We start from the raw sequence: 17,844 nt of genomic DNA, 5'->3' as shown, positions 1-17,844 counted from the left end.
GCTCGACGAACCGACCAACGATCTCGACATGGAGACGCTGGAACTGCTGCAGGAACTGGTCGCCGGCTTTGCCGGCACTGTCATCCTGGTCAGCCACGACCGCGATTTCCTCGACCGCACGGTAACCAGCATCATCGCGCCCGACGGCGACGGCCGCTGGATAGAATATGCCGGTGGCTATTCCGACATGCTGGCGCAGCGCGGCGGCACCAGGCTCGAAGACCGCAAGGCCCGCGCCAGGACCGAAGCCGGCGATGCGCCGGCGTCCGGCAAGAGCGATCAAGTCCCTCCAAAAGGGCCGGTGAAGAAACTGTCGTTCAAGCAGAAATTCGCGCTGGAATCGCTGCCCAAGAAAATGGAAGCGGTGACGGCGTCGATCTCACGGCTGGAGAACAACATCGCCGATCCCGCCTATTACGAGCGCGATCCGGCCTCGTTCCAGAAGACCATCGCCGCCCTCGACAAGGAGCGCGCGACGCTGGCGGCGCTGGAGGAAGAGTGGCTGGAACTGGAGATGCTGCGGGAGGAGATGGAGGGGTGAACGATTGCATGCGGTCTTTTGTGCGCGTACATTATGCGCATAAGAGAGGTCACCCCATGCTCCAATCGACGCCAAAATCTCAGAGGACGTCCGTCAACACGTCCATTGACTCGCAGTTGATCAAAGACGCCAAAGCATTGGGTATCAACATCTCTCGCGCTGCCGAGGCAGGTATTGCGAAAGCGATAGCGGCGGAAAAAACGCGTCGATGGCAGGAAGAAAACAAGGAAGCCATCGAGAGCTCCAATGAGTATGTCAGGCGCAACGGATTGCCATTGGCCAAACATCGGCCGTTCTGATGGCACGTTACGATTTTTATCGGAATGCCGACGGCAACGGTTATCTTCTCGATGTTCAGTCCGACCTTCTTGGAGGGTTGAGCACGAGAGTGGTCATTCCGTTGATGCCGCCCAACATTGCCCCGATTCCTGGCCGCCGGCTAAACCCGACCTTCGCCATAAACGGCAAGGATCATGTGATGGTCACGCAGTTTATGTCGGCTTTCACCGCCTCCGAACTCCCGGATGCGGAGGGGAACCTCTCGAAGCACCACGACGACATCGTCGCCGCGCTCGACATGCTATTCCAGGGCTTCTGAAAGAAGGCGACCGTTATGCCGCCCGATCAGCCCGCCGTCTTCGCCTGCCAGGCCTTGATCGCCTCGTCGAACACCTTCTCGCCGGGAATGCCCTTTTCCATGGTCAGCAGCGCCCGCCGTCCGGTCTTGTAGACCACCGGCACGTCGATCCAGTCCTGGCCGCGCAGCAAGGTCAGATTGGCGTCCTCGTCGGCCTTGGTGTCGTTGAGCGCGACGAGGAAGAAACCGTCGGCGATCTTGGCCGGAATGCCGATCAGCGGGCTGCCGGCATCCTGTTCGGAACTCTTCATGGCGACGCGCAGGATGTTGTCGACGCCGCCGCCCTCGAAGCCGTCCGGCGTCAGGAAGATCATCTCGATGATATGGCTGGCCGGCAGCGTCTGGTCGGTGTTGCGGCGGATGGTCATCCGCAGCTGGATGTCCTTGCCGGGGATGGTCGCCTCGGCGCGGATCGCCGGCTCGGGCGGCAGGTCCCCGCCTGGCGATTCCTGCACCAGCGACCAGACGATGCTGCCCGGTTCAGCGGAACCTTGCGCCGTGCTGGTGCGCTCCTCGTAGAAGATCGCCTTCTGACCGACCGGCAATGAGGGTTCCGTTGCCGCGGCGGCCGCCGGCGCTGACGGCGAGGCGGCCGCATCGGCCGGCGCAGTTCCATTGGCGGGTGGCGTCGCGGGTGCGGCGCCTGTCGCCGGGGGCGTGGTCGCCGCCGGCGCGGCCGCCCCTGGCGTGTCCGCGGTCGGTGCCGGAACAGGCGGTGCGGAAAGGGCAGGCGCGTTCGTCGCGTTCGGCGGCGTGGTCAGGGCGGCGACGGATTCGCCTTCACCGATACCGGTTTGTCCGCCGGCCGGGCCTGGATCGACTTCGCTGCCCTGCGGCGTCAGACGCTGGGTGAACTTTGTGCTCTCAGCCTCGGCGGCCGGCGCCGCTGGCGCGGGCGCTGCAGCCGAATTGGTTGCCGGCTTGACCGGCGCCGGCTTCGCCGGTTCGGTATTCGCCACCTTAGTGCCGTCGAGCCCCAGCATCTTGCTGAAGGCATCCTTGTTCAGCCAGATGCCATAGCCGCCGCCGGCAACGACCAGCAGCGCGATGACGGCGGCAACCAGCCCGCCATAGCCGCGCTTGCGCTCGGCAGGACGCAGGCGCTGGAACGTGTCGGATACCGGCTGCTCGTTGTTGTCAAAGACATCGACTTCGTCGTCGGCACGGTTTGCGTCCATGCCTGCGAGCGCCGCTTCGGCACGGACGGGAGCCGAAGGCGCTGGCGTCGGCTTGGGCCAGCTCGGCTCGACCTTGGCTGCGGCTGGAGGCGCCGGCCGGAAAGGCTCCGGCTTGGCGGCGGGCGGCGCCGCCCAGGCCGGTTCCGCCTTTGCCGGTTGGCGTGTGTGGCTCGGCTGGTTCCTGTTTCGATCGATCGAGGAAAAGATGTGTTCCAGTTCCGCGAGAGGGTCTGTCTCGGGGACGCTCCTAGTATACTCCTGGTCCACGCTGGCGATGGCTTCTTCCAGCAATCGCTTCTGATTGCTGATGGCTTCAGCGGGCATCGGAGGCGACTTTTCAGCCAGCTTCTTTCCCAGCATGGCACGAACGCTGGCATAGATGCGCGTACGCTTTTCAGGCGTATCGTCGCCATGCTTGGCCAGCGCCTGTTTCAGAATAGGAACGAAATCTACCATGCTTCGGTCGACCTGTATTTTGCTTCCGCGCCGGCCCCCACAAATCGGCCGAGATGCCCGGAAAGGCTTCAGAAACTAGTCTTGAAAAGGATCGGTCACAAGTATCGTATCGTCCCGTTCCGGGCTCGTGGAAAGGAGCGCGACCGGGGCGCCGATCAGCTCCTCGATATACCTGACATACTTGACCGCCTGGGCCGGGAGGTCGTTCCAGCTGCGCGCGCCGGCCGTGGTGCCTTTCCAGCCCTCCAGCGTCTCGTAGACGGGTTCGACACGCGCCTGGGCGCCCTGGCTGGCGGGCAGGTAATCGATCATCTCGCCGTCGAGACGGTAGCCAGTGCAGACCTGGATCTCATCCAGTCCGTCAAGCACGTCGAGCTTGGTCAGCGCGATGCCCTTGATGCCATTGACGGCGACAGCCTGGCGCACCAGCACCGCGTCGAACCAGCCGCAGCGGCGCTTGCGGCCGGTGACGACGCCGAACTCATGCCCGCGCGTGCCCAGGAATTCGCCGATGTCGTTCTTCTGCTCGGTCGGGAAAGGACCTTCGCCGACACGCGTCGTATAGGCCTTGGTGATGCCGAGCACATAGCCGATGGCACCTGGACCGACACCGGATCCGGCGGCGGCCTGGCCGGCGACGGTGTTGGACGAGGTGACGAACGGATAAGTGCCATGATCGATATCGAGCAGGGTGCCTTGCGCGCCCTCGAACAGGATCCGTTCGCCGGCCCGGCGCTTGTCGTCAAGAATCTTCCAGACCCGATCCATATAGGGCAGGATCTGGTCGGCAACCGACGTCAGCTCCTGCAGGATCGCGTCATGCGTGACCTCGGCATGGCCAAGCCCCCGACGCAACGCATTGTGGTGCGTCAGCAGCCTGTCGACCTTCAAGGGCAGCGTTTCCAAATCCGCCAAATCCATCACCCTGACCGCGCGACGGCCCACCTTGTCTTCATAGGCGGGGCCGATGCCGCGGCGGGTCGTGCCAATCTTCGTTCCGGAATTGGAGGCGGCGTCCTCGCGGAATCCGTCCAGCTCCCGGTGCAGCGACAGGATAAGCGCTGTGTTTTCGGCTATTTTCAGGCGATCGGGCGTAACTTCGACGCCTTGCGCCCGGAGCTTCGCCACTTCGGCGACGAACGCATGCGGGTCGAAGACGACGCCATTGCCGATGATGGACAGTTTGCCCTGCCGCACGACGCCCGACGGCAACAATGACAGCTTGTAGACTTTGCCGTCGACGACCAGCGTGTGGCCGGCATTGTGACCGCCCTGAAAGCGCACCACGACATCGGCGCGCTCCGACAGCCAGTCGACTATCTTGCCCTTGCCTTCGTCGCCCCATTGTGAGCCGACGACCACCACATTGGCCATGTTTCTTTTCCCTTGAGACGCCGCCTGGCGGCTGGAAGACTGTTCAAAACGACAGGCCTCTATAACGTCAAGACCACGTCAGCGCGACCTTTCTTTGCCGCCGAAAATGCCCCCAGGCACAACAATTTTCGGCTTTGACATCATTTACTTGCGCCGGCCGGGCCAATAGGCCCGGCTAACAGTGCGGCTCGCCCGCCGCGACCCGGATCCCGCGATGCATCGAAACGCCTATTTATTCCTGCTGCTCACCACCTTGCTGTGGGGCGGCAACTCGGTGGCCGGCAAGCTTGCCGTCGATCATGTGTCGCCGATGACGCTGGTCTTCCTGCGCTGGGTGCTGGCCGTGCTGATCATGCTGCCGATCGGCTGGCGCACGATCCAGACGGACTGGCCGGCGGTGCGCAGGCACTGGCTCGTCCTGGCGGCCCTTGGCGCCAGCGGCTTCACCCTGTTCAACACGATCTTCTACACAGCGCTGAACTACACGACGGCGATCAACGTCTCCATCGAACAGGCGGCAATGCCGATCCTGATCATGACAGCCAATTTCGTCTTCTTCCGCCTGCGCGTGAACTGGGCCCAGATTGCCGGCGTCGTGCTGACCATCGCCGGCGTCATCCTGACCGCCTGTCATGGCGACCCGCGCCGGCTGCTGACGCTTGAACTGAATTTCGGTGACGCCCTCATGCTGGTCGCGGTGGTTATCTACAGCGGCTATTCCGTCGGGCTGCGGCTGAAGCCGGCGATGCAGTGGCAGAGCCTGATGCTGGCCCTGTCGGTTGCGGCACTCGTCACATCGTTGCCCTTCTTCCTGTGGGAGCTGGTCGCCGGCAGGGTTATCGTACCCGACATCCGCGGTTGGACGGTGATCGCCTACACCGCCGTCGGCGCCTCGATCATCTCGCAGATCGCCTACATTAGGGGCAATGAACTCATCGGCGCCAACCGCGCCGGCCTGTTCATCAATCTGGTTCCCATATTCGGCACGCTGCTGTCGGTGCTGATCGTCGGCGAGTCATTCCAGGTCTATCAGGCGATGGCGCTAGCGCTGGTGCTGGGCGGCATCGGACTTGCCGAATACAGCGGGCGCAGGACGGCGACGCGCGCAGAACCATAGGTCCTAGTTGAGCAATTCCTTGCGGACCGCGGCGACATCGCCGGGCGAAACCGCTGGAGCGGCATTGCCCCAGCTGCTGCGCACATAGGTCAAGACATCGGCGATTTCCTGGTCCTTGAGGCGCCACGCCAAGGAGGGCATGGCAGGCGTCGTCGGCGCGCTGGCGGTGTGAACGGCCTGGCTTCCGGCCAAAACCACCCGGGCAAGCGTTTCGGGATTGCCCTGCGCGACGACCGCGTTGCCGATGAGCGGCGGGATAAGCGCCCCGGCCCCGGCTCCGTCGCCGCCGTGGCAGGCCGAGCAAGTGTCGTGGTAGATCGCCTCGCCCGCGACCATGCGCGCTTGCTCGGGCCTTGGCGCTTGCGCGCTGGCGGTATCCTTGCCCAGGCTCCTGAGATAGACGGCAATGGCCTTGAGGTCCGGATCCGTCATTTTGGAGGTCGAGTTTTCGATGGCCTCGGCCATCGGGCCGGACGCGATCGAATGCCCGTTGACGCCGGTCTTGAGGTAGGCGACCAGATCCTCATCCGACCATTTGCCAAGGCCGGATTGAGCATTGTTGGTGATGTCTGGCGCGAACCAGCCCTGCAGTGACGCCCCTTGCAGGAAAACGCTGTCCTCGTCTGCTCCCAGAACGGATTTCGGCGTATGGCAGGTGCCGCAGTGCCCGGCCCCCTGCACGATATAGGCGCCGCGATTCCATTCGGCCGATCTGGACGGATCCGGCTTGAAATCCTGCTCGGTGAAGTTAAGCAGGTTCCAGCCCCACATCGCCAGCCGGATGTTCACCGGAAACGGCAGCTGGTTGGCTTCCACCTTGTTCGAGACGGGCTCGACCGTCGTGAGGTAGGCCCACAGGTCGGAAATGTCCTGCTCGTTCATCCTCGTATAGGCGGGATATGGCATGGCCGGGTAGAGCCGCACGCCGTCGTGACCGATGCCGGATTTCATCATGCTGTGGAAATCGGCCTCGGACCAGTTGCCTATGCCTGTGGCGTGGTCGGGCGTGATGTTGGGCGGCACCAGCGCACCGAACGGTGTCTCGAGCGGCAGGCCGCCGGCCAGTGGCCTGCCGCCAGGCCTCGTATGACAGCCATTGCAGTCGCCGAGCACGGCCTGGTACTGGCCGCGCATGATCTGGTCCGCCTGGTCGGCGCCGCTTGCCGGCGCAATCGCCAGGATCGAGGCGCCGGCGGCGAGTGCGCCAGCCAACGCCCTCATGCCTGCACCAGCGGCGCGCCGGGATTGCGCAGATACTGGTTGCGGATGGCGTCGGCGGCGCGGAAGGCCAGCGCGCCGACAGTGCCGGTCGGGTTCTTGCCGGCGTTTTGCGGGAAGGCCGAGGCGCCGATGACGAAGACGTTGGGCACATCCCAGCTTTGCAGGAAAGTATTGACCGCGCTCTTTTTCGGATCCGTTCCCATGATGGCGCCGCCCGTATTGTGGGTGCTCTGGTAAGGAACGCTGTTCCAGCCCTTCTTGAGACGGCTGACATTGTACTGCTTGCCGCCGAGCGCCTTGGCGATCTCCTCCATCCGGTCGCCGACATAATTCGACATGCGGATATCATTGTCGGGAAAATCGAACGTCATGCGCATCAGCGGCCGGCCGAAGCGATCCTTGTAGGTCGGATCGAGGTCGAGGTAGTTCGTCCGTGTCGCGTAACTGCTGCCCTGGGACGAGTAGCCCAGCGTGCTCTTGTAGCCATCGACCGTCGCTTTCTTCCAGGCGCTGCCCCATTTCGGCGTGCCGGGCAGCGTCGGCCTTGTCGCGATCGGCCGACCGTTGGTGGGAATGCAATTGATGCCGGCGCCGCCGACGAAATCGAGCGCGCCGTGATCGAAAGCGTCGCCATTATAGTCGTCGATCGTCTGGCCGAGCGCGCCCGCCGCGACGAACGGGTTGAAATTCTTGTCGTCGAAGAAAACCTGCGCGCCGGCGTTGGTCTGGTAGCAGTAATTGCGGCCCACTGTGCCCTCGCCGGTGACGGGATCGTAGATCCTGCCGATGCCCGACAGCATCATCAGCCGGGCATTGTGCAGGCCGTAGGCGCACAGGAGCACGAGATCGGCAGGCTGGAAGAATTCCTGTCCCGACGTGTCGACATAGGTGACGCCGCGCGCCGACTTGCCGCCCGAGGCGAGGTCGACATGCAGCACTTCGCTGTCGGTGCGGACCTCGAAATTGGCCTTCTTCATCAGCACCGGGAGGATGGTGGTCTGGGCGCTGGCCTTGGAATAGTTGGCGCAGCCGAAACGCTCGCAGAAGCCGCAATAGGTGCACTGCCCCATGGTGATGCCGAGCGGATTGACGTAGGTCCGCGACATGTTGGCCGATGGTGTCGGGAACGGATGCAGTCCTATCGAGCGCCCGACATTGGCAAACAGGGTCGGCGCGTAGGTCATCTCCATCGGTGGGTTCGGATAATCGCGCGCCCGCGGATCCTCGAACGGATTGCCGCCTTCCTGCACCTGGCCCTTGATGTTGCCGGCCCTGCCCGAAATCCCCGCCAGATATTCGAACTGGTCGTAATAGGGTTCCATTTCGGCGCCCGTCACGCCCCAGTCCTCCACCTGGAGGTCCGCGATCCTGGCCGCGCCATATTTGCGGGTCAGGTTGGTCTTGATCTGAAAGTCCGAATCCCAGAACCGCCAGGTGTGGCCGTTCCAGTGCACGCCGGCGCCGCCGACGCCATTGCCGGGCAGGAAAGAGCCGAAATCGCGCATCGGCATCGCCCTCTGCGAGGGGTCGTTGCGCATCGTCATGGTTTCCACGGCAGGCTGCAGGAACAGGTCGCGCCGCACGCTGTAGCGCAATTCATCCTGCGCGTAGCCGATGTTGAAATCGGTTGCCGTGTCGCGCCACGGACCGCGCTCGATGGCCAGCACGTCGAGGCCCTGATCGGTCAGTTCATGCGCAAGGATGGCTCCGGTCCAGCCGAGGCCGACGATCACGACATCTTTGCGGGGCAGGATCGTCGTCATGGTCAGCTCCTCTTCACAAGCCATTCCGGGCTGCCCTCGATGGACACGGGCGGCCTGGGGTAGGGCTGATTGTGCTTGCTGACATGATCCCGGTAATCGTAGCGCGCGCCGGGGAAGCCAAGCATGCGCCACGACACCATGTCCTTGTTGCCGCCATAGACCGGGTCGGCAAAGAACCCTTCCATCGTGTTCTGCAGCAGAAGCCCGAAGAAGCCGGCGGCCTTGACGCCGTTTGGCAAGTCGACCTTTCCAGCCTCCATTGCGCTGAGGAATTCATCCTGCTCGGCCGGCTGAAGCTCGGCGAACGTCTTGCCGTCCCGCTGCTTCAGGAAGGCGTCGATGGCGGCAAGGCCGACGCGGTAACGCTGGGCCGGATTGGCCTCGCCCTGATAGCCCTGTGTGGGCAATCCCGGCAGGAACGGCCCTTGGGTATAGAGCCTGCTCGAGGTTCCGAACGCGCCCGTCAGCTGCCTGTCGATATAGACGACGCAGCCTGCTTCCTTGCCGCCGACGCTGAGGTCGTCGGCGGGGACGAGGCGGTCGACGATGGCCTCGACCAGGGCTGCTTCCTGCGGTGAAAAGAACTGCCAGCCGCCAGGCACGACCTGCATGGGCGGATCAGACGACAAGGGCGCCCAGGGCAAGGACCCCGAGAGAGAGCGGGCGAGGCTTGCCGAGGTGGCGGTCAGGGTGAACATTGCGACAGATGACAGGAAAAGGCGCCGGTTCAGTCGAGCAGTATTCCCATAGTTCATCGAAACCACCTGGACAGCAAAAAGCGCGCACCGACAGATGCGCATAAATCATGACTAAACCTGGAAGGTTTTAATCAGACGAGCCGACTGGAAACAAACTGAGGAAAGAAAGCCAGATCGTCAAGCAGATCACGAAATCGTTAGATAGACCCGGAAGTTCGGCTTATTTCAATCTGCTAATTTACCTCGGATAGAAGGAAACAATTGCAACGGCGCGGTCTTCGCCGGCAAAATTACATTCGCCGAATGCAGAATTGCCCGCGACCGTGCAGGTCGGCATGCGCCTGGCAGGGCATCCGCGGGCTGGACCGAGGCCGAAGACGCAAGCGGCCCGCGGGCTCCGAGAGCACGCGAGCCGTTGCATCATGCTACGACTTTTGGGGCTACACCCCGCCGACGTCGAACTGGAGCCGCTTGGCCGAATCGATCGACTTGTTTGCCCGCACTTGCTCCAGCACCTTTTCCGGGAACGGCGCATCGAGATAGAGCAGCGCGATGGCATCGCCGCCCGGCCGGTTGCGGCCGAGCTGGAAGTTGGCGATGTTGACGCCGTTCTCGCCGCACACCGTGCCGAGCAGGCCGATGATGCCCGGCGCGTCGGCATTGGTGGTGTAGAGCATGTGCTGGCCGACCTCGGCGTCGAGATTGATGCCCTTGATCTGGATGAAGCGTGGCTTGCCGTCGGAAAAGCAGGTGCCGGCAATCGAGCGCGTCCTGTGCTCGGTCTTGACGGTGAGCTTGATGTAGCCGTCGAACACGCCCGATTTGTCGCGCTTGACCTCGGCGACGATGATGCCGCGCTCCTTCACCATGATCGGCGCCGACACCATGTTGACGTCGGCGACCTGTGGCCGGATCAATCCGGCAAGCGCCGCGCTGATCAGCGCGCGGGTGTTCATGGTCGCGGTCGAGCCGTCGAACAGGATCTCGACCTCCTTGATCGGATCCTCGGTGACCTGGCCGACAAAGGCGCCGAGCACTTCTGCAAGCTTGACGAACGGCTTCAGCCGCGGCGCTTCCTCGGCCGTGATCGACGGCATGTTGATGGCGTTGGAGACGGCGCCCTTGATCAGGTAATCCGACATCTGCTCGGCCACCTGAAGCGCGACATTCTCCTGCGCTTCCGCCGTCGAGGCGCCGAGATGCGGCGTCGCCACCACGTTTTCCATGCCGAACAGCTCGTTCTGTTCCGCCGGCTCGACCTCGAACACATCGACGCCGGCGCCAGCCACCTTGCCGCTTTTCAACCCCGCGATCAGGTCGGCCTCGACGATCAGCCCGCCGCGCGCGCAATTGATGATGCGCACGCCTTTCTTCATCTTGGCGATTGCCGCGGCATCGATGATGTTGCGCGTCTTGTCGGTCAGCGGCGTGTGCAGGGTGATGAAGTCCGCGCGGGCGAAGAGTTCGTCCAGTTCGACCTTGTCGACACCGAGTTCCTCGGCGCGCTTGTCCGACAGGAACGGATCGAAGGCGATGACATGCATCTTCAGGCCGACCCCGCGCGTGGCGACGATCGAACCGATGTTGCCGCAGCCGATGACGCCCAGCGTCTTGCCGGTGATTTCGACACCCATGAAACGGTTCTTCTCCCACTTGCCGGCATGGGTCGAGGCGTTGGCTTCCGGGATCTGGCGGGCGAGCGCGAAGATCATGGCGACCGCGTGCTCGGCCGTCGTGATCGAATTGCCGAACGGCGTGTTCATCACGATGATGCCCTTGCGGCTCGCCGCCGGGATATCGACATTGTCGACGCCGATGCCGGCGCGGCCGATGACCTTGAGCCTGGTGGCGGCGTTGATCAGCTTCTCGGTGACCTTGGTCGCCGAGCGGATGGCGAGCCCATCATACTGGCCGATCACTTCGAGCAGCTTTTCCTTGTCCTTGCCGAGATCGGGCAGATAGTCGACCTCGACGCCGCGATCCTTGAAGATCTGCACGGCGGTGGGAGAGAGTTTGTCAGAGACGAGTACACGGGGCGCCATGGCGGCCTCCTGGAAATGGGATTGATCTGGGAAATGCGCGGCCCGAAGGCCGCCAGTCTAATCTCAGGCGGCTGCCTTCAGCGACGCCTTCTGCGCGGCGAAGGCCCAGTCCAGCCAGGGCAGCAGCGCTTCGAGATCGGATGTCTCGACCGTTGCGCCGCACCAGATGCGCAGGCCGGGCGGCGCGTCGCGATAGGAGCCGATGTCGTAGGCGACGCCTTCCTTGTCGAGCACCGAGACCAGGCCCTTGGCGAAGGCTGCCTGTCCGTCGGCGTCGAGCGCGGCGATGTCCGGATCGGTGAAGGACAGGCAGACCGATGTGTTCGACCGCGTCGCCGGCTGGACGGCGAGATGACCGAGCCAGGATGATGTATCGACGAAGCCGTAGAGAACGGCGGCATTGGCGTCCGCCCTGGCGATCAACGCGTCGAGGCCGCCGATCGACTTCGCCCAGTTGAGCGCGTCGAGATAGTCCTCGACGCACAGCATCGACGGCGTGTTGATGGTCTCACCCTTGAAGATGCCTTCGATGAGCTTGCCGCCCGAGGTCAGGCGGAAGATCTTCGGCAGCGGCCAGGACGGCTTGTAGGTTTCCAGCCGCTCCACCGCATGCGGCGACAGGATGAGCATGCCATGCGCGCCCTCGCCGCCCAGCACTTTCTGCCATGAGAAGGTGACGACATCGAGCTTTTCGAAATCGAGTCTCTGCGCGAAGGCGGCCGACGTCGCGTCACAGATGGTCAGGCCCTTACGGTCAGCCGGGATGAAACCGCCGTCCGGCACCCGCACGCCCGACGTGGTGCCATTCCAGGTGAAGACCACGTCGCGGTCGAAATCGATCTTCGCCAAATCGGGCAATTCGCCATAGCCGGCCTCGATCTTGCGCATGTCGGCAAGCTTCAATTGCTTGGCCACGTCGGTGATCCAACCCGAGCCGAAGCTCTCCCAGGCAACCATGTCGACGCCGCGCTCGCCGAGCAGCGACCACAGCGCCATCTCGACGGCGCCGGTGTCCGACGCCGGCACGATGCCGATGCGGTAACCGGCCGGGACCTGGAGGATCTCCCGCGTCAGCTCGATCGCCTGTTCGAGCTTGGCCTTGCCGATCTTGGCGCGATGGGAGCGGCCGAGCGCAGCGGCTCTCAGCGCCTCGACCGACCAGCCGGGGCGTTTCGCGCAGGGACCTGAGGAAAAATTGGGATTTGCCGGACGGAGTCCGGGCTTCGTATGCGTCGTCATCGTGGTCTATCCTTCCAGATAGTGGCCCCTCGTTGGGGAGGGGTGGCCCACGGACGGCGATATGCGTTCGGGCTTCGGGCGTCAAGAGCAAAGTTTTTGTCGCTTGCGGGACACCCGTCGAGGGTGGCGGGAATGCCATGGACCTCAAACGCGAACGGCGGACCTCAAGATCCGCCGTCCCGGTTCATGTGCGTGGCGCCTACCAGAGATCGTAGCGGAGACCGAGCTTGACCTGGTGGTTGCTGATCCCCTTGTGGACGGGATAGGTGTCCAGATTTTCGGCGGAGACATATTCGGCGTCGGGCGCCGAAAAATACTGGTAGCCGAGATCGACGGAAACGTTCTTGGTGACCTGGTAGGCAAGGCCTGCGTTCAATGTATAGGCGAGGGAGTACCTGGTCTTTTCGTCGGTTAGTTCGAAATCGTCGGCCGGGTTGTCATTGTTGGTGAAATAGCTCGCCGAAAGGCTGCGCTTGCTCTGGACCACGCCGACACCGGCGCCAACATAGGGCGTGATGCCGACATAAGTGCCGAGATCGACATAGCCGTTGAGCATGAGCGAGTAGGCATAGTTCTTCATCGAGGCCGATGCCGCGATGCCCTCCTCCGGCGGGTCCACGATTCCGGTGTCGTCGTAACTCATGCCGATCTTGTTGCCGGGCAGGTAGCCGAGATTGAGATCGGCACGCAGATAGTCGTTGAAATGGTAGCCGAAGCCGATGCTGGCGAAGACCGGATCTTCCTTTTCACTGAAACTCGCGGGCGTGAAGGCGAAACTGTCGTCCTTGAAGCTCTTCTGCGCCAGATAGGAAACATCGCCGCGCAGATACCAGCCCGAGCCAACCTCGACCGGCACGTAGTCGGGCGCCTGGTCGACATAGATGGGCGGATCATAATCGGCCGCATGCACCGGCGTCAGCGGCGCCAGAGCGATTGCGGCAAGCGCCATGCGCAAAATGAGTTTCATGGTTCCCCGACTCCCGGATTTGGTGCCTCCGAAAAATCGGCGGCAACCATCGTTTCAAGGAGCATTGTTAACCATAGTGGTTAAGTGCCGGTTAAGGCTAACAGAGCGTTATCGAATTCATTTCGGCGACATTTCACCGGCGCGTGCCCAGGCAAGTCACGCGCGCGCCCAAACGAAAACCGCCCGGCGGTTGCCGGGCGGTTGACGATTTCGGAAGTCTCGAAGCCGTTACTTGGTGTAGACCGGCTCCGGCTCGGGCACATAGGCTTCCTGCTGCGGGGCGCAGTCCGACTTGCCGAACTGGTAGCGCAGGCCGCCGCGCACCTCATGGTTATTGAACCCGTGGTCGAAGCCCGGCCCGGAGCTCGTGGTATCATACTCGAACATCCGGCCGCCCTGAATGTGGCTGTAGCGATAGCCGACATCGAGCTTGACCCGGTCGGTCAGGCAGTATGACGCGCCGGCCATGAGCGCATAGGCAAAACGCCAATTCGATGATCCCGGGTTGAACTCGGTGGTGTTGGGATCCCTGACATCGTCCCACTTGATGTGCGCGCCGCCGATGCCGGCGCCCACATAAGGCGTGATGCCGTGATAGGTCCCGAGATCGGCGTAGGCATTGGCGAGCAGCAGGAAGGCGCTCATCTTGGAAACCTCGACCGAGGTCGTGTCCAGGTCTGCCGTCCCACCATCGAAGTTCGACTTGAACCAATAGTCGCCGGTCAGATCGGTGCGGAAATGCTCGTTGATCTGGTAACCGACACCGGCACCGGCAGAAAATGCGCCCTTGAGGGAGCCGCTGCTGAAGCTGTTCGTCCCGGGAGGGGGCCCGTAAGTGATATAGTCCGCACCGCTGAACTTCGACCAGTGATAGTCGACGTCGCCGCGGATATACCAGCCGCCGACATCGACCGGCTGCTCATAGGCCGGCTGCGGAGGCGCCTGCTCGACCACCTGGGGCTCAACGAAATCGGCTGCGAACACCGGTCCTGCCGCGCCCGCGAACACCGCCGCGAACAAGGCCCTTCTTGCTGTATTGAACATGTTTGTCACCCCTGGAAGATCGGAACGGCGATCGTGTCCGAATGCGATTGCTTTCAGTCGTGGATAATGAATCGCAAAGGTTAAAAGGCATTTAACCCTGTTGCTTAACCACGAATATTTACACTTCGACGCAAGGCAGCGCGCCTTAGGCCGACGCCCACGGAGGTGGACGACAACAAAAAGGCCCGCCGGGAGGCGGGCCTTGGAAAGTCCTGTCGCGACGCGCGCTTGGGTCAGGCGGCGCTGCGGTTCTCCGAAATGACGCCGACGATGTCGTTGACGACGGCCTCGACCAGCGCCGGGTCGTCGCCTTCCGCCATCACGCGGATCAGCGGTTCGGTGCCCGAAGGCCGGATCACCAGGCGGCCGGCCTTGCCGAGGCGATGGCGGGCGTCCTCGATGGCAGCCTTCACCGGCGCTTCCTCGAGCGGCTTGCCGCCGGAAATGCGGACGTTCTTGAGAAGCTGCGGCACCGGTTCGAACTTCCTCGACAGCTCGCTGACCGGTCGCCCCTGGCGCTTGATGCAGGCCAGCACCTGCAGCGCCGAGACGAGGCCGTCGCCGGTGGTCGAGAAATCCGACAGCACGATATGGCCGGACTGTTCGCCGCCGACATTGAGCCCATGCGCGCGCATATGCTCGACGACATAGCGGTCGCCGACCTTGGTGCGGTGCAGTTGCAGCTTCATGTCGCCGAGGAAGCGCTCGAGCCCGAGATTGGACATCACGGTCGAAACGACGCCGCCGCCGGCAAGCCGTCCGCTCTGGTGCCAGGACTCGGCAATCAGCGCCATGATCTGGTCGCCGTCCACGATCGCCCCGTTTTCGTCGACGATGACGACGCGGTCGGCATCGCCATCGAGCGCGATGCCGATGTCGGCGCGCACTTCGTGCACCTTCTTCTGCAGGCCGGCCGGATGGGTGGAGCCGCATTCCTTATTGATGTTGAAGCCGTTGGGCTCGACATTGATGGCCACCACTTCGGCGCCGAGTTCCCATAGCGCCTCCGGCGCCACCTTGTAGGCGGCGCCGTTGGCGCAATCGATGACGATCCTGAGCCCCGAGAGCGACATCGAGCGCGGCAGGGTGCGCTTGGCGAATTCGATGTAGCGGTCATGCACGCCGTCGACGCGCTTGGCACGCCCCAGCCCGTCGGAATCGGCGAGCGACAGCTCGATATCCTTGTCGAGCATGCCCTCGATGCGCTCCTCGATCTCGTCGGAGAGCTTGTAGCCATCGGGCCCGAACAGCTTGATGCCATTGTCGTAGTAGGGATTGTGCGAGGCCGAGATCATCACGCCGATATCGGCGCGCAGCGAGCGCACCAGCATGGCGACCGCCGGTGTCGGGATCGGTCCGAGCAGGAACACGTCCATGCCGGCGGCGCATAGCCCGGCCACCATGGCGTTCTCGATCATGTAGCCGGAAAGCCGCGTATCCTTGCCCAGCACGACGCGGTGGCGGTGGCTGCCGCGCTGGAAAGAGAGGCCGGCGGCCATGCCGACCCGCATGGCTATTTCAGCGGTCATCGGAAATTTGTTGGCCCGCCCGCGAATCCCGTCCGTGCCGAAATAGTTCCCTGCCATGCTTGCCGAATCCCTTGACGCTTCCCGGGCAACGTCCTGCCACAACTGATGGGCGCACTTTTATCACATTGTGTGATTATATGTTACTAAGTCCTTAGAACGTCATTGGGTGCACCGCCCACAGTATCGGGGCCGAGTCAGCAGGCGCTTATAGGCCCAGAAATACCCGCTATGCGAGCATCCGACTGCGGGTGCACCCGATGGAATGGCTGCAGCGCTGCCCCATCGCACAATGATTTCATCACCTTATCGAGAGACGGCAAATTTTGCCTGGATATACGTCACTTCCCATCTGGCGCAACCGACCGTTGAGCGCTATGGATTTGAAGGGACGTATCATGGGCTGCCGCAACGGAGAAACGCTATGCTCATCCACCGACTTGTTACTTTGACCGGCCTTGCCGTGGCGACGTTGTACTTGGCTTCGCCAGCCAGCGCGTTGACCATGGCCGAATGCAGCACGAAGTATAACGCGGCCAAGGACGCGGGCACCCTTGCCGGGGCAACCTGGAACCAGTTCCGCAAGGCCCAGTGCGGCACCGATGCCGCTGCCACGACGGACACCAAGCCCGCGGCTGCCAAGCCGGCGGCTGCCAAGGCGGCCGAAGCGAAACCGACCGAAGCGAAGCCTGCGAAGCCAGCCGCCGCCGCCGCTGCCGACGACACAGCGAAGGGTCTGACGGCCAAGGAATGCAGTGCCAAGTATCAGGCCGCGAAGGCCGCGGGAACGCTGAACGGCATGAAGTGGAACGACTTCCGCAAAGCCCAGTGTGCGGCCGGCGCATCCGCCGCCGCCGAGACCAAGCCGGCTGCAAGCAAGGCGGCCACCACGACGGCCCCGGCCGACGGTTCAGGCAAGAGCCTGACCATGGCCGAGTGCAGCACCAAGTATCAGGCCGCCAAGACGGCCAATACGCTGAACGGCATGAAGTGGAACGACTTCCGCAAGGCCGAGTGCGGCGCCAGCGCCGCCGAGGACGAGACCGTCCCGGCTCCGAGCGAGGCCAAGTACAAGAGCGAGCCGGCCAAGCCAACGGCGCCGGCACCCAAGGGTGTCACCTTCCCGACCGCGATCTCAGCGAAATTCGCCAGCGAGACGCCGGCCAAGGGCCGCATGCATACCTGCCTCGAGCAGTACTACATCAACAAGGACGCCAATACGCTCGGCGGCCTGAAGTGGATCCAGAAGGGCGGCGGCTTCTACAGCCTCTGCAATGCCAAGCTGAAGAGCTGATCGAGATCCGCAGCTGAGAAGGCAAGGCCCGCGAGCCGCAAGGTTCGCGGGCTTTTTTTGTCGGCAAGTTCAGGAGGGACCTTACTGTCCTTCGAGGAGTGCGCCGTCGGCGACGCTGCCAATATCGGGGGAGATGCCCGGCAGGGCAGAGGAGGCCCGAAGGATCGCGGCTTCCATTACCAGATCGCAATTCCAGGAGAAGAGCCCGTAGCGGCTTTCCTTGGGAATTGCCTCAGGCCAAAGAGAGGGAGCGGTTCAGCGTTTCCATAAAGCGATGAACGGCTCCAGAAGAGTCGGCGGGCCGGCGCCCCCTCTGTCCTGCTGCACATCTCCCCCGCGAGCGGGGACGTCTCCGGCCTAGTCGATTTCCCCCATCTCAAACAAAAACGCCGCGGTCTGACCGCGGCGTTTAATAAGATCGGTTCTTCCTGGGCTCAGCTCGACGGTTGCGGTTCCATGCCGCCTTCCGGCTCCGGGCCCTTCTTGCGCCGTCCGGATTTCGGCACGGCCGAACCGCGGCTTGGCGGCGTGTCGTCGCCCAGGTCGCGCGATGGCTTGTGGCCGGCGATCAGTTGCTTGATCTCCTCGCCGGACAGCGTCTCGTATTCGAGCAGGCCCTGCGCCAATGCGATCCATTCCTTCTTCTTCTTGGTCAGGATGGACTTTGCCGACGAATAGGCCTCGTCGATCAGGCGGCGCACCTCGGCGTCGATGATCTGAGCCGTCTCTTCCGAGACGTTCTGGGTG

The 17,844-nt window shown here is 63.2% G+C and carries 14 protein-coding genes and 2 pseudogenes; 5 read left to right on the top strand and 11 right to left on the bottom strand.

Going from position 1 to position 17,844, the window contains the following annotated elements; genetic code table 11:
* The 3 genes and pseudogenes from WC739_RS18310 to WC739_RS18300 form a co-directional block, all read left to right on the top strand.
* Positions 1-541: pseudogene (locus WC739_RS18310) on the top strand (ABC transporter ATP-binding protein); the annotation flags it as partial.
* 116 nt (positions 542-657) lie between these two features.
* The gene (locus WC739_RS18305) at positions 658-840 is read left to right on the top strand and encodes a type II toxin-antitoxin system CcdA family antitoxin (RefSeq protein ID WP_372954439.1); all 183 of its coding nucleotides are present in this window, start codon (positions 658-660) and stop codon (positions 838-840) included.
* The gene (locus WC739_RS18300; protein WP_372954438.1) at positions 840-1,139 is read left to right on the top strand and encodes a CcdB family protein; all 300 of its coding nucleotides are present in this window, start codon (positions 840-842) and stop codon (positions 1,137-1,139) included. Before WC739_RS18305 ends, WC739_RS18300 begins: the two co-directional genes overlap by 1 nt.
* Before the next feature lie 26 nt (positions 1,140-1,165).
* Here the strand turns inward: WC739_RS18300 and WC739_RS18295 are convergent, their stop codons facing one another.
* Together WC739_RS18295 and WC739_RS18290 are read right to left on the bottom strand one after the other, a co-directional pair.
* On the bottom strand, positions 1,166-2,812 hold the full coding sequence (locus WC739_RS18295; protein ID WP_372954437.1) for a hypothetical protein: 1,647 nt from the start codon (positions 2,810-2,812) through the stop codon (positions 1,166-1,168).
* A gap of 75 nt (positions 2,813-2,887) precedes the next feature.
* Entirely contained in the window at positions 2,888-4,186 is a 1,299-nt protein-coding gene (locus WC739_RS18290; protein WP_372954436.1) for an adenylosuccinate synthase, read from the bottom strand.
* 214 nt (positions 4,187-4,400) lie between these two features.
* Here WC739_RS18290 and WC739_RS18285 point away from each other — a divergent pair, with 214 nt between their 5' ends.
* Positions 4,401-5,303, top strand: a complete 903-nt coding sequence (locus tag WC739_RS18285) for a DMT family transporter (RefSeq protein ID WP_372954435.1) — start codon at positions 4,401-4,403, stop codon at positions 5,301-5,303.
* 3 nt (positions 5,304-5,306) lie between these two features.
* Here WC739_RS18285 and WC739_RS18280 read toward each other — a convergent pair whose 3' ends face one another.
* The 8 genes from WC739_RS18280 to glmM form a co-directional block, all read right to left on the bottom strand.
* Complete coding sequence (locus tag WC739_RS18280) at positions 5,307-6,524, bottom strand: cytochrome c (protein ID WP_372954434.1); 1,218 nt, start codon at positions 6,522-6,524, stop codon at positions 5,307-5,309.
* Positions 6,521-8,287, bottom strand: a complete 1,767-nt coding sequence (locus tag WC739_RS18275; protein ID WP_372954433.1) for a GMC family oxidoreductase — start codon at positions 8,285-8,287, stop codon at positions 6,521-6,523. Before WC739_RS18275 ends, WC739_RS18280 begins: the two co-directional genes overlap by 4 nt.
* Before the next feature lie 2 nt (positions 8,288-8,289).
* A complete protein-coding gene (locus WC739_RS18270; protein WP_372954432.1) occupies positions 8,290-9,042 on the bottom strand; it encodes a gluconate 2-dehydrogenase subunit 3 family protein in 753 nt (250 codons plus the stop codon).
* A gap of 383 nt (positions 9,043-9,425) precedes the next feature.
* Positions 9,426-11,027 carry a phosphoglycerate dehydrogenase gene (gene serA / locus WC739_RS18265; RefSeq protein ID WP_372954431.1) on the bottom strand — a complete coding sequence of 534 codons (1,602 nt, stop codon included), beginning with the start codon at positions 11,025-11,027 and terminating at the stop codon, positions 9,426-9,428.
* A gap of 63 nt (positions 11,028-11,090) precedes the next feature.
* Positions 11,091-12,266, bottom strand: a complete 1,176-nt coding sequence (locus WC739_RS18260) for a phosphoserine transaminase (RefSeq protein WP_372954430.1) — start codon at positions 12,264-12,266, stop codon at positions 11,091-11,093.
* A gap of 199 nt (positions 12,267-12,465) precedes the next feature.
* Positions 12,466-13,233, bottom strand: coding sequence for an outer membrane protein (locus WC739_RS18255; RefSeq protein ID WP_372954429.1), 768 nt, complete (start codon positions 13,231-13,233; stop codon positions 12,466-12,468).
* Positions 13,234-13,461: 228 nt separating this feature from the next.
* A complete protein-coding gene (locus WC739_RS18250; RefSeq protein ID WP_372954428.1) occupies positions 13,462-14,277 on the bottom strand; it encodes an outer membrane protein in 816 nt (271 codons plus the stop codon).
* Positions 14,278-14,510: 233 nt separating this feature from the next.
* Complete coding sequence (gene glmM / locus WC739_RS18245) at positions 14,511-15,863, bottom strand: phosphoglucosamine mutase (protein WP_372954427.1); 1,353 nt, start codon at positions 15,861-15,863, stop codon at positions 14,511-14,513.
* Between the two features lie 364 nt (positions 15,864-16,227).
* Between glmM and WC739_RS18240 the strand changes: the two genes are divergently transcribed.
* Complete coding sequence (locus tag WC739_RS18240; RefSeq protein ID WP_372954440.1) at positions 16,228-17,097, top strand: hypothetical protein; 870 nt, start codon at positions 16,228-16,230, stop codon at positions 17,095-17,097.
* Positions 17,098-17,531: 434 nt separating this feature from the next.
* On the opposite strand, the pseudogene WC739_RS18235 reads toward WC739_RS18240, so the two are convergent.
* Positions 17,532-17,844, bottom strand: a pseudogene (locus tag WC739_RS18235) (cell division protein FtsH); the annotation flags it as partial.

This window comes from Mesorhizobium sp., assembly GCF_041661565.1.
Taxonomy (GTDB): Bacteria; Pseudomonadota; Alphaproteobacteria; order Rhizobiales; family Rhizobiaceae; genus Mesorhizobium.
Note: the sequence above shows the minus strand (reverse complement) of the source record. Positions and strands in the feature narration are given on the sequence as shown.

Excerpts from the sequence above, each read along its gene's own strand:
- glmM (WP_372954427.1), bottom strand. The coding sequence starts at position 15,863 with ATGGCAGGGAACTATTTCGGCACGGACGGGATTCGCGGGCGGGCCAAC.
- WC739_RS18285 (WP_372954435.1), top strand. The coding sequence starts at position 4,401 with ATGCATCGAAACGCCTATTTATTCCTGCTGCTCACCACCTTGCTGTGG.
- WC739_RS18280 (WP_372954434.1), bottom strand. The coding sequence starts at position 6,524 with ATGAGGGCGTTGGCTGGCGCACTCGCCGCCGGCGCCTCGATCCTGGCG.
- WC739_RS18270 (WP_372954432.1), bottom strand. The coding sequence starts at position 9,042 with ATGAACTATGGGAATACTGCTCGACTGAACCGGCGCCTTTTCCTGTCA.
- WC739_RS18260 (WP_372954430.1), bottom strand. The coding sequence starts at position 12,266 with ATGACGACGCATACGAAGCCCGGACTCCGTCCGGCAAATCCCAATTTT.
- WC739_RS18275 (WP_372954433.1), bottom strand. The coding sequence starts at position 8,287 with ATGACGACGATCCTGCCCCGCAAAGATGTCGTGATCGTCGGCCTCGGC.
- serA (WP_372954431.1), bottom strand. The coding sequence starts at position 11,027 with ATGGCGCCCCGTGTACTCGTCTCTGACAAACTCTCTCCCACCGCCGTG.
- WC739_RS18300 (WP_372954438.1), top strand. The coding sequence starts at position 840 with ATGGCACGTTACGATTTTTATCGGAATGCCGACGGCAACGGTTATCTT.
- WC739_RS18250 (WP_372954428.1), bottom strand. The coding sequence starts at position 14,277 with ATGTTCAATACAGCAAGAAGGGCCTTGTTCGCGGCGGTGTTCGCGGGC.
- WC739_RS18295 (WP_372954437.1), bottom strand. The coding sequence starts at position 2,812 with ATGGTAGATTTCGTTCCTATTCTGAAACAGGCGCTGGCCAAGCATGGC.
- WC739_RS18240 (WP_372954440.1), top strand. The coding sequence starts at position 16,228 with ATGCTCATCCACCGACTTGTTACTTTGACCGGCCTTGCCGTGGCGACG.
- WC739_RS18255 (WP_372954429.1), bottom strand. The coding sequence starts at position 13,233 with ATGAAACTCATTTTGCGCATGGCGCTTGCCGCAATCGCTCTGGCGCCG.
- WC739_RS18290 (WP_372954436.1), bottom strand. The coding sequence starts at position 4,186 with ATGGCCAATGTGGTGGTCGTCGGCTCACAATGGGGCGACGAAGGCAAG.